This is a genomic window from Kitasatospora sp. NPDC092286 (assembly GCF_044755565.1).
In the GTDB taxonomy this organism is placed as follows: Bacteria; Actinomycetota; Actinomycetes; order Streptomycetales; family Streptomycetaceae; genus Kitasatospora.
The window spans coordinates 69606-80783 of record NZ_JBIVRD010000039.1 but is presented as its reverse complement, the minus strand read 5'-3'; the positions used below and the strand labels follow the sequence as shown (position 1 = coordinate 80783).

The 11178-nt window shown below is 74.1% G+C and carries 8 protein-coding genes and 1 tRNA gene; 6 read left to right on the top strand and 3 right to left on the bottom strand.

Features of this window, described 5'->3' with window-relative positions; all coding sequences use genetic code 11:
• Positions 1–152 precede the first annotated feature (152 nt).
• Positions 153–917 (top strand): DedA family protein, encoded by a 765-nt coding sequence (locus ACIQIB_RS31175; protein ID WP_400762108.1) that lies wholly within the window; start codon positions 153–155, stop codon positions 915–917.
• A gap of 94 nt (positions 918–1011) precedes the next feature.
• Here the strand turns inward: ACIQIB_RS31175 and ACIQIB_RS31170 are convergent, their stop codons facing one another.
• Complete coding sequence (locus ACIQIB_RS31170) at positions 1012–4215, bottom strand: M28 family peptidase (protein WP_363609386.1); 3204 nt, start codon at positions 4213–4215, stop codon at positions 1012–1014.
• A gap of 320 nt (positions 4216–4535) precedes the next feature.
• Between ACIQIB_RS31170 and ACIQIB_RS31165 the strand changes: the two genes are divergently transcribed.
• From ACIQIB_RS31165 to ACIQIB_RS31150, 4 genes are all read left to right on the top strand, one after another.
• Entirely contained in the window at positions 4536–5975 is a 1440-nt protein-coding gene (locus ACIQIB_RS31165) for a helix-turn-helix domain-containing protein (protein WP_400762106.1), read from the top strand.
• A 453-nt stretch (positions 5976–6428) separates the two neighbouring features.
• Complete coding sequence (locus ACIQIB_RS31160) at positions 6429–6650, top strand: hypothetical protein (RefSeq protein ID WP_363609389.1); 222 nt, start codon at positions 6429–6431, stop codon at positions 6648–6650.
• A 100-nt stretch (positions 6651–6750) separates the two neighbouring features.
• Positions 6751–7941 carry an SPFH domain-containing protein gene (locus tag ACIQIB_RS31155; RefSeq protein ID WP_363609391.1) on the top strand — a complete coding sequence of 397 codons (1191 nt, stop codon included), beginning with the start codon at positions 6751–6753 and terminating at the stop codon, positions 7939–7941.
• A gap of 420 nt (positions 7942–8361) precedes the next feature.
• Positions 8362–9021, top strand: a complete 660-nt coding sequence (locus ACIQIB_RS31150; RefSeq protein WP_363609393.1) for a polysaccharide deacetylase family protein — start codon at positions 8362–8364, stop codon at positions 9019–9021.
• 76 nt (positions 9022–9097) lie between these two features.
• On the opposite strand, the gene ACIQIB_RS31145 is transcribed toward ACIQIB_RS31150, so the two are convergent.
• The gene (locus ACIQIB_RS31145; RefSeq protein ID WP_400659549.1) at positions 9098–9910 is read right to left on the bottom strand and encodes a hypothetical protein; all 813 of its coding nucleotides are present in this window, start codon (positions 9908–9910) and stop codon (positions 9098–9100) included.
• A 184-nt stretch (positions 9911–10094) separates the two neighbouring features.
• On the opposite strand from ACIQIB_RS31145, the gene ACIQIB_RS31140 reads away from it, so the two are divergent.
• Positions 10095–10168 (top strand) — tRNA-Cys (locus ACIQIB_RS31140).
• A 103-nt stretch (positions 10169–10271) separates the two neighbouring features.
• Here the strand turns inward: ACIQIB_RS31140 and ACIQIB_RS31135 are convergent.
• Complete coding sequence (locus ACIQIB_RS31135; RefSeq protein WP_400762104.1) at positions 10272–11174, bottom strand: UbiA family prenyltransferase; 903 nt, start codon at positions 11172–11174, stop codon at positions 10272–10274.
• Positions 11175–11178 lie beyond the last annotated feature (4 nt).

The following is an 11178-nucleotide window of genomic DNA, read 5'->3' as shown; positions in this document are numbered from 1 at the left end:
TCGGAAAGCCGTGTGCGGGAGAACTGCATGCACGGTTTGAAGCGGCGGGGACTGGAAACGGAGCATCGCCCACCGCGCCAGTCCCCGACCCTACTAGAGTGGCCGGAGGGCCACGCAGACCGGTGGTCCGGCCGCACCGGCTGGGGTGACGGATGGCCTTCGCGCTCGATGTGACCAGCGGGTCCTCGCTGCTCGCCGCCTACGGCGCGCTGGCGGTCCTGGTGGTGACCTTCGTCGAGGCGGGGGTGCCGGTGGTCGGTTTCCTCGTCCCCGGTGACACGCTGCTCTTCCCGGCCGGGGTGCTCTGCGCCTCGGCGCCCACGGCGGCCGAGCACCACGGCCCCTACCTCACCCTCTGGCAGGTGCTGCTCTGCGCGGCGGTCGGCTCGGTGGCCGGTACCCAGCTGGGGTTCGTGCTCGGGCGGCACGGGGGCCGGGCGCTCACCGCGCGCGGCCGGGGCCCCCGGCTCAGGACCGCGGTGGACCGCTCGGAGGACCTGCTGCACCGCTACGGGCGGCGCCGGGCGATCGTGCTCGGGCGGTTCCTGCCGATGGTGCGCTCCGTGCTCGGGCCGCTGGCCGGCGCGCTGCGGGTGCCGACCCGCACGTTCGTGCTCTGGCAGGTGGTGGGCGGGCTGCTCTGGACCCAGGGCACGGTCCTGGCAGGCTTCGCGCTGGGCGCGTCCTTCCCGCAGGTGGGCGACTATCTGCTGCCGGTGGTCCTGGTTCTGGTGGTGGTCTCGGCGCTGCCGCTGCTGCTGTCCCGGCACAGGCGGGGCGGCCCCCCGGAGCCGACGGCGGGGCCCGGCCCTGGGCCGGGAACGAGGCCGGGAAAGGAACCGGAGCCGGAGTCACGGCCAGAACCGGAACCGGAGCCGCGGCCGGGTCCGGGTTCCAGGCCCCGGCCGGGGGAGTGACGGGCCCGCCGCCGACGGGCGGCCGGGCCGGTGTGAACGCGGCCGTGCCGCGGTTCGTCCCCCTCGACGAACCGCGGCACGGACCCCCTCTGTGTCAGAGACGCTGCCACAGGGCCGGGACGATGGGCGGCTCCCAGCCGACCTGGGCCTGGTGGCCCTGGAGGCATCGGTAGCTCACCCCGCCGTAGGTCACGACGTCGCCCGCCTGGTAGGTGGTGCCCGCGGCCCAGGTGCCGCCCGGGTTACCGGGATCGGTGCCGACGACCAGCGAGTAGGTGGTGCTGTGGGCGACCGAGCCGGTGCCGGTCACCGTGATGCTGTACGTGCCGGCGGCGGCCGAGGCGCCGACCGAGACCGTCATGGTCGCGGACGAGCCGGACTGCACCGAGGACGGGCTGAACGAGACCGTGACGCCGGCCGGCGCGCCCGAGGCGGTGAGGTTCACCGTCTGGGCCGAACCGGCGGTGGTGGCGGTGGACACGGTCGCGGTGGTGGAGCCGCCCGGGGTGGCGTTGCCGGTCGCCGGGTTCACCGCGACGGAGAAGTCGTTGGTCGGCACGGTGCCGCCGACCGAGGTCTTCCACACGGTGTACGCGACGCCGTCCGCACTGCGGTTGAGGACGGTGGCGTCGATGTTGCCGGTGGTGTCGCAGGACTGGTGGTAGCAGGAGTCGTAGGCCCGGTTGGCCGTGCCGCCCCACTTCGCCGCCTGGGCCGAGGTCTTGACGGCGCTGGCGCCGGCCGCGTAGCCGGAGGTGGGGATGCCGGCCTGCTGGAACGAGTAGTCGTCCGAGCGGCCCTGGCCCTCGACGTTCTCCTCCGGCTGGAGGTTCAGCGAGTCCCAGTACGCCTTCATCGGCGCGGAGGTGGTGGAGCCGATGTTGTTGATGAAGTAGCCGGCATTGGGCGAGCCGACCATGTCGAAGTTGTAGTAGCCCTTGATCGCGGCGCGCTGGGCCGAGCTCAGCTGGCCGACGTAGGACTGGGAGCCCTGGAGGCCCTGCTCCTCACCGGTCCACCAGGCGAACCGGACGTGCCGGGTCAGGCTCGGGTTCTGCTGCGCCAGGACCAGCGCGTTCTCCAGCAGCACGGCCGAACCGGAGCCGTTGTCGTTGATGCCGGGCCCGGCCGCCACGCTGTCCAGGTGGGCGCCGAACATGGTCACCTGGTCGGCCGGGCCGCCCGGCCAGTCGGCGATCAGGTTGTTGGAGGTGTAGGTGCAGGAGGTGCAGGTCTGCTCGCTGACGGTGTAGCCGGCCGCCTGGAGCTTGCCCTTGATGTAGGCGAGCGACTGGGAGTGCCCGGCGCTGCCGGCCCGCCGGTTGCCGCCGTTCTGCGAGGCGATGGTGTTCAGCTGGGTCAGGTGCGCCTGCACCTTGGCCACGTCGATGTCGGGCGCGTTGCCGCCGGGGTTGCCGCCGCCGACCGTCAGCGTGTACTGCGCGGTGTGGGTGGCGCTCCCGGTGCCGGTCACCGTGATGGTGTACGTGCCGGCGGGCACCGCGGCGGACGTCGAGACGGTCATCGTGGCGGACGAACCCGCCTGCACCGAGGACGGGTTGAAGGAGACGGTGACGCCGCTGGGCGCGCCCGAGGCGGTCAGGTTGACCGTCTGCGCGGTGCCCTGGGTCACGGCCGTGGTGACCGTCGAGCTGGTCGAGGCGCCGGGCTGGACGGAACCGGAGGCCGGGCCGAGGGCCAGCGAGAAGTCGTTGGTGCCGTTGGTCGTGCAGGTCGGGTCACCGGTCTGCGCGGGCACGCCGACCGCGTCCCAGGCGGCCTTGGCCCGGTTGAAGAAGGTGCAGCTCGGGTCGAGGCTCTTGGCCGCGGTCAGGGTCGCGGTGCGGTACCGCTTGTACGTCATGCCGCTGGTCTTGAGCAGCATGCCGCCGTAGAAGATCCGCCCGGCGTCCCGGATGCCGACGCCGGTCACCGAGGAGTTGTTGCAGGTCGGGCTGGTCGGCTTGCCACCGCCCGGGTTGGAGCCCTCGGCGAGCAGGTAGAACCAGTGGTTCAGCGGGCCGGCCGCGGCGTGCTCCTCGGTGTTCGGGATCGAGGAGGAGTAGCAGTTCGGGTTGTTGCCGACCAGCGAGGGGTTGTACATGTTCCGGATCGGCCCGTTGCCGACCAGGTTGATCATCTCGCCGACGGTGTAGTCCGGAGTGTCGTACGGGGCCGGCTCGTTGGCGTACGCCTCGGTGAGGGCGCCCATGATGTCGCCGGTCGCCTCGCCCAGGCCGGACTCGTTGTTGGCGCCGCCGGGCGTGTACTGGTCGAGGCCGTGGCCGAACTCGTGGCCGACCACGTCGATCGCGGCGATCCACTCGTTGGCGTTGTTGTGGCCGATCGAGACCGAGGAGCCGTCCCAGTAGGCGTTGACGTCGTTCAGGCCGACCTTGACCGGCCAGCTGCCGCCGTTGCCGTTGTGGCCGTTGCGGCCCAGCCAGTCGCGGAGCATGTCCCATTCCTTCTGCGCCGCGAACATCACGTCGGCGCAGCCGGTCTCCTTGCTGGTCGGGTTGCCGGTGCCCCAGGAGTCGCTGGACTTGCTGAACACCTGGCCGGTGCTGTAGTCGGCGCAGCTGAGCCCGGGCCGGCCGGGGTCGCGCAGCGAGTACGAGCCACCGGAGTTGGTGGTGCTGATGGTGACCGGGGCGGGGCCGTTCCACTTGCTGTTGGCGGTGCCGGCCCGGACGTCGTCGTAGCTGTCGACGACCTCGCCGGTGCGGGCGTCCACGAAGACGTGCAGCCGGCTGGGGGCGGTGGCGGTCCGGCCGGTGAGCACGGTCTCCCAGGAGAGCCGTCCGGTGCCGTCCTTGACCCGGACGACCAGACGGCGCGACTCGACGCCGTCCACGGTCGCGAGCCTGGTCCGGGCGGTCTTCTCGGCGTCGGCGGCGCTCACCACGGGAGTGGTGGAGCCGCCGACCGGCCCGGAGGCGGCCGACTGGAGGCCGCGCACCCGGCCCTGGCCGTCGGCTATGACGACGGCGTCGCCGCCGACCACCGGCAGGCCGTGGTAACTGCGCTCGTACGCGACCGAGTACAGACCGCCGAGCCACGGGGTCACCGCGGTGCGCTCGTAGGTCTCGCCCGGGCCCTTGGCCAGGGCGTCCAGGCCCGCCGCGGCGGCCTGGTCGGCGGCGGAGACGGCCGCGGCCAGTGCGCTCGGTGGAGCGGCGGCCGGACCGGGGTCGGCGGCGGCCTGCCCGGCGCTGGTGGCGGCGAGCATTCCGGCCAGAACGGTCAGGGTGGTGGCTGCGGTCAGCAGCCTCCCTGCTGTCAGTCTGTGTTGCATCGAGGCTCCTCGAACGTGGGGGTCCTCGACCGCGGACGACGTGCCAGTGCCGTACCGCAGGCCGCATCGGGGGGCGGCCGTGCGGGCCGTCCGCGCTCGGGTGACCGGAACCCTCACACACCGTCATGTTCGGGTCAACGGAAGTCGCAGCAGTTCAGAGGGGTTGGCAAGTTCTGTCAAGTCTCCGATCCCGCACAGAGGTTGAGACCACCTTAAGGAAGAGGTTGAGACCACCTCATGTACGGATCGGGCGCTCGTCGAGTACCGTCCTCAGAGTCGGAAGACCGCGAAGGGCGGGGAGGACTCGGGGGAGGAAGCCCGTGCACCGGAACCGCGCAGACGCGCCGTCCGCGGCGTCCGCCGCCGACCTCTGGCGGGCCTTCGGCGCCCGGCTGCGCCACTGGCGCCGACGCGCCGGCCTCACCCAGGCCCAGCTCGGTGCCGAGATCGGCTACGACCACACCGCCGTCAGCAAACTCGAACACGGCATCCGCAGGGTCACGCCGAGGATCGCCGACCGGATCGACGAACTGCTCGCCGCCGGAGGCGAGTTGCGTACCGCCTGCGACCGGGCCGAGGATGCCGAACAGCGGGCCGCCCAGCCCCCGCCGCCCGCCGCGGCCATCCCGTCCGGCCTCTTCCGCCCGCCGCTGCCCGGCGGCCCCCCGCCGGCGGCGCCGCTGCCGCCCCTCCCGCCCGGCCGTCCGCCGGGCCGGCTCCCCGACTACGGCCTGCTCTGCCCGCTGCACGGCGCCGCCGGCTGCGCCGTCCCCGACGCCGCCGACATCGCCGAACTGCACGCCGCCTTCTGCGCCGCCGACCCCGCCGCCCCGCCGCCCCTGGACGCCGACACCGCGCACGCCCTCACCGGGCTGCTCGCCGCCCACCTGCGCTCCGGCGAGGACCGCCCGCACCCAGGCCTCGCCGCCGCCGTCGAACGCACCCTGCGCGCCGTCCTCGGCCGGCTGCCCGGCACCCCCGCCGACCGCCGCCGACCGCTCGCCCTGCTCGCCGCCGAGTACGCGCACGCGGCCGGGGCGCTGCGCATGCAGCACGGCCGCAACGCCACCGCGATGGCCTGCTTCGACCGCGCGCTCGGCTGGTCCGAACTGGCCGACGACCCCGCCACCCAGGTCGCCGCGCTCAGCGACATGAGCACCCTCGCCCGCCTGGACGGCGACGCCGCCGCCGCCCTCGGCTACGCCCGCGAGATCGGCCGTGCCGCCCCCGGCCGGCACTGGGCCGGCGCCATGTCCCAGGTCGGCCAGGCCCGCGCGCACGGCCTCGCGGGCGACGTCCGGGAGACCGTCCGGCACATCGCCCGCGCCCGGCTGCACCTCGACCACATCGGCGAGCGCGACGAGTCCGACGCGCCCTGGCTCTCCATCGCCTCGATGCACCTGCGGGTGGAGTCCGGGGCCGCCGCCGCCCTGCGCGACGTCGCCGCCGCCGTCGGCGACCCGCGGCTCGCCCAGCGCGCCCTGGACGCCGCCCGGACGGCGCTGCGCCTGCTCGGCCCGGCCCAACTCCCCGCCACCCGGCTGCTGTTCACCGTCCGGGTCGCCGACTGCCACCTCTGCGCCCACGACCCCCAGGCCGCCGTCTCGCTGCTCGGGCCGGCTCTGGAGGGCGCCACCCCCGGCCTGCCCGCGCTGGTCGGCCACGAACTGCGCGGCCTGCGCGGCCGGCTGGTGGCCCAGCGCCACCGCCGGCCCGAACTCGCCGACACCGCACACCGCCTGGCCGAACTCGCCGGCTGAACGGCCCACCCCGCCCCCGCCCCGGCCGGGCGGGAGGGGCATTCCTCCCGCCAGGTGCCCGACGGGTCGTCACCGATGGTACCCGGGGGAAAGAGGGGTACGAGCGCCGGAGCGAGGAGTGTCGGCAGCGGGCCGGAGCGCCCGGAGGCGACCCGGGGGGAAAGGAAGGGCCCACCCGGCCCCGGTGACCCACCGCGACCGGCTTCCGTACGCGGTGCCCACCTCGTCCGGGCCGGGTGTCGGCGGCCCGGGCCCGCCCTTCGGCCGGTGGTCTTCCGGTGGGCCCGGAGTACCGTGGAAGACATCGGGGACAGTGTCGCCGTCGGCTGCCGCCGCCGGTGTTCCCGAGAGTCGGAGAAGCCGGAGGTGTGGGCCTCCGGGAGGCGGTGTCGCCGCGTGACAGTGCACGGTCCGGCGCGACGGCGGCCGGAGACATTCCCGGTGCGAGGGCGTATGGACGAGATCGACGACTCCTCGCGGAGCCCGGTCGGGGCGGTCGGCAGGGTGACGGTGCCGATCCCGTCCGACGGACCGGGCGAGGTGCTGGTCGCGCTGCGGGGTGGATCGGAGGCGTTCGCGGCGTGGGCCGCACAACCGGTCGGCCGGGACGCCCGGGTGGTCGTGGTCGACATGATCTCGGCCCGTTCGGTGCTCGTCGAACTCCTGCCGTCCTGAACCGGGACGAGCCGGAACCGGGACGAGCCGGAACCCGTGCGGCCGGAACCCGCGCGGTAGGAAGCAGTACGAACCCGTGTAGTACACCAGGTGGTCAGTCATGTTGTTCTGGCACGTTCCCGCCCCCAACGAGGCGATGCTCATCTCCGGGTCCAAGCGGCAGTCGCAGGACACCCAGTTCCGGATCGTCACCGGGCACGGGAGCTTCGTGCTCCCCGTGAAGCAGAAGGCCCGGATGCTCTCCCTCGCCCTGCAGGAGGCGGAGATCGCGGAGGACTGCGTGACGCAGCAGGGGATCCGGCTCACCGTCCGCGCGGTCTGCGTGTTCAAGGTCGGCGACGACGCGGTGTCGATCGCCAACGCCGCCCGCCGCTTCCTGTCCGAGCAGAACCAGATGGAGGAGCTGGTCGGCCGGATCTTCGCCGGGCACCTGCGCTCGATCATCGGCGGGCTGACCGTGGAGCAGATCATCCGTGAGCGCAGCCGGGTCGCCCAGGAGGTCATGGCCGGCAGCCACGGCGAGATGGAGAAGCTCGGCATCGTGGTGGACGCCCTGCAGATCCAGGAGATCGAGGACGCCACCGGCTACATCGACAACCTCGCCGCGCCGCACGCCGCGGCGGTCGCCGGCCAGGCCCGGATCGCCCGGGCCAAGGCGGACCAGGAGGCCACCGAGCGCGAGCAGCAGGCCGCCGCGCTGAAGGCCGAGTACGAGCGTGACACCGCGATCAAGCGGGCGGGCTTCCTGGCGCAGACCGAGGAGTCCAACGCCCGCGCCGCCCAGGCCGGCCCGCTCGCCCAGGCCCGGGCGTCCCAGGAGGTCATCGAGCAGCAGACGGCCCTCGCCGAGCGCCAGGCCGCGCTGGCGGCCCAGCGTCTGGAGGCGGAGGTCCGCCGCCCGGCCGACGCCGAGGCGTACCGGCAGCGGACGCTCGCCGAGGCGAGCCGCGACCGGGCGAAGTTCGAGGCCGACGGCAACGCCTACACCGAGCGGACGATCGCCCAGGCCCAGGCCGATGCCAACAAGGCCCGGGCCGCCTCGCTCCGGGACGGCAACCAGGAGCTCATCGCGGCCAACCGGGTGGTGGAGAACCTGCCGGCGCTCGCCGAGGCGGCCGCCCGCGGCATGGCCGGAGCCAGCCTCACCGTGCTGAACGGCACCGACGGCGTCAACCAGCTGGCGGCCGGCATCGTCGGCGAGGGCCTGGCCATCCTGCACTCCCTCCAGCCGGGGGTGGCGGCCCCGGCCGTCAACGGAAGGCCCACTCCCCGCACGCCCGAGAAGACCTGACCGCCGGGTGCGGCCCGGCAGTCCGAATATTCCGGGCAGTTGATATTCCCGGATCTCGCGGATCTGGCGGACCTCGTGCGGGATTTTCTCGCGCGAGGTCGATCAACAGTCCTCAATTAGGAATTATTGTCATACCCATACGGAATTAATGCGCCGTGCGAAGTATTTCCTCCGTGTAACAGCCCCGGTGGTCACATTGCCGTGATCCGGTCTGCCAGAATCCACCGTGCTCGACTGCACCGAGCAGGGACTCCTGATTCCGTGGGCCGATTCGGCACGCCCAGGCGGATGACGGGCGAATCGACGGCGGGGTTGAAGATGACGCTCTCTGAGCATGGTTCCGCTGTTCTCCCCCCATCGGGTCCGGAGGGCCGCGATCGCCGGGCGGAGCGCCGCCCGTGGACGCTCATGTACCACTCGGTGGACACCGAACCCGAGGACCCCTACCTCGTCACGGTGCATCCCGACCGGCTCCGCGGCCAGCTGCGCTGGCTCTCGCACAGCGGCCTGCGCGGGGTCTCCGTCGGCGAGCTGGAGCGCGCCCACGCCGCCGGCACCGCGGCCGGGCTCGTCGGCCTCAGCTTCGACGACGGCTACCGGGACTTCCTCGACCAGGCCGTGCCGCTCCTGGCGGACCACGGCTTCACGGCGACCGTCTACGTCGTGGCGCGGAAGATGGGCGCCGACAACGACTGGGACCGCGAAGGGCCGCGCAAGCCCCTGATGACCGCCCGGCAGGTCCGCGCCGTGGTCGACGCCGGGATGGAGGTCGGCTCGCACAGCCTCACGCATGTCGCCCTGGCCGGTCTCGCCCCCGAGCGGCTGACCGCCGAGGTCGCGGAGAGCCGCAGCATCCTCCAGGACGTCACCGGCTGCGCCGTCGAGGGCTTCTGCTACCCGTACGGGTCCTTCGACCCGGCCGCCGTCGGGGCCGTCGAAGCGGCCGGCTACACCCACGCCTGCGCCGTCAGCCCCGGGGCCGCGGCCGGCCCGCACACCCTCCCGCGCAGCTATGTGGGGGACCGCGACGGCCCGCTGCGCCTGACGGCCAAGTACCTGCGCCACCGCTGGACCCGCTGACGCGACCGGGCTGCCGCGACCGGGCTGCCGCGACCGGGCGCCGGGCCGCAGCCGGCCCGGTGCCCGGCCGTGGGTCTCACTCGCCGGTCGCCGGCTCCAGGCGGAGCCAGGAGGCGTGCCACAGCAGGCCGCACTGGCGGTCGCAGCCCGTCTCCGGCAGCGGCTCGCCGCCGCACCGCAGGCTGTCCAGGACGTACCAGTCGCCGCCGACCGGCCGCTGCCACCAGGCCAGCGCCCGGTGGCCCACGTGGGTCGCGCCGTGGCGGGTGCCCGCGAACCTGGCCATGCCGGGGTGGAACGGCACCCCGTGCAGCCGGCCCGAGCCGTCCAGCGTGGCCTGGATCTCCGGGAGGCTGCGGACGGTGGCCCGGTAGTCGGACGGGATGACGTGGGCCGCCTCCGCCGTGGACGGCTCCAGCCACTCGTCCCGGAAGAGCAGGGCGCAGGCCAGCCCGCAGCCCTGCGTCCGGTCCGCGCCCAGACAGGTGGCGCCCGCCAGCGTCGTGGTGGAGGAGAGGCGGCGCATCCGGTAGTGGTCGTCGACCATCCGCCGGACGATGTGCTCGACCCGGTAGGTGCGGCCGCAGTACGACCACTGGCTGTCGGTGAACCAGAGACCGCGGTGGCGGTCCTGCTCGTCGAGGGTCGCCCGGACGGCGTCTGCGTCCTTGACCCGCACCCAGTCGCCGACCGCGAACGCCGAGGGGCGGCCGGGCGCGGGCACCCCGGCGTGGCGCTCGCGGGCCTCCTCGCGCGCCATCCGGGCCTGGCGGACGAGGCCGAGCGGGGGGAGGTCCCGCAGCGGCAGGCTCTTGTACTGGCAGCGGGCGGCCGGCCCGGTGAATACGGGGCTGACAGAAATGGCCGGCTGGGAATCCTTGACCGTCACGTGTGAATCCCATCTTCTCGGATCGGGGGCACTGCACGCAGCAGGTTACCGCCGGGACGAGTGGCGCGCGGAAACGCCGGGCGGAGCGTGTGTCCGGAAAGGCCCGGGGAGGCGGCGCGGCGTTTTCCCGTGTGTCGGGGTGCGGGATTTCCGGAGCATTGCCCTAATGTTGCACACATCGCCCGGTGGAGTGGCCGAGAGGCGAGGCAGCGGCTTGCAGGGCCGCGTACATGGGTTCGATTCCTATCTCCACCTCCAGCGCCCCGTCCGGGGCCCGCTCACGCGGCGCCCGCCGGATCTCCTGCCGGCGGGCGCCGCCCGCCCGCGCTCCGGACGCGCCCCGCCCGGAGCGCGGGCGCGCTCAGGCCGGCGCGGCTCCGCGCAGCAGAAGCAGTGCCACGGCGGTCGCCGCCAGTCCCAGGGTCGCCAGGAACGGCAGCCGGCTGCGCGGATCCCGGCCGGCCGGCAGCACGGTGGCCGCGGCCAGCGCACCGGTGACGGCGAACGCGGCCCATCCGGCCCATCCGGCCGGTCCGGCGGGCCCGAACGCCAGGACGGCCGACGCGGCCAGCAGCACGACGGGCGCGAGCGCCCGGACCCGGCGGCGGCCCAGCCGCTGGGGGAGTCCGCGCACGCCCGCGGCCAGGTCGGCCTCGATGTCCGGGAGCACGTTGGTGAGGTGCGCCCCGACACCCAGGAGCGCCCCCGCCGCGGCCGACCAGACGGGCGGCCACGGATGGCCGGGCAGCCCCAGCGTGACGAAGGCGGGCAGCGCGCCGAAGCCCACGGCGTAGGGCAGCCAGGAGGCGGCGGTGCGTTTGAGGCCGAGGTTGTAACCCCACGCCGCCGCGACACCGGACAGATGGGCGGCGGCCGCCCAGGGCCCGCTCGCCAGCGACAGCGGAACGCAGAGGCCCAGCGCGCCGCCCGCCGCGACGGACACCGTCGTCGGGCCGAGCGCGCCCGTGGCCAGGGGCTTGTCCCGCCGGCCCGCCGCGAGGTCACGCGCCAGGTCGACCCGGTCGTTGCACCAGCCCACCGACAGCTGACCGGTGAGCACGGCGGACGCCACCAGCAGGCAGCCGGCCGCGCTCCGCCCGGACACCGCGGCGAGCGCCGTCATCAGCACGGTGACCGCCGCCGTCGGCTCGGGGTGGCACGCCCGCAGCAGCGCGAGCGCCGACCGGCCTGCTCGACGGTGCGTCAACTCCACGGCTCCGCCGACCCGGTGGACATCGCTACGACCGCTTTCGGTGGTGGGCACACCG

Coding starts and splice junctions, on each gene's coding strand:
- ACIQIB_RS31170 (WP_363609386.1), bottom strand. CDS start 4,215: ATGCAACACAGACTGACAGCAGGGAGGCTGCTGACCGCAGCCACCACC.
- ACIQIB_RS31155 (WP_363609391.1), top strand. CDS start 6,751: ATGTTGTTCTGGCACGTTCCCGCCCCCAACGAGGCGATGCTCATCTCC.
- ACIQIB_RS31175 (WP_400762108.1), top strand. CDS start 153: ATGGCCTTCGCGCTCGATGTGACCAGCGGGTCCTCGCTGCTCGCCGCC.
- ACIQIB_RS31160 (WP_363609389.1), top strand. CDS start 6,429: ATGGACGAGATCGACGACTCCTCGCGGAGCCCGGTCGGGGCGGTCGGC.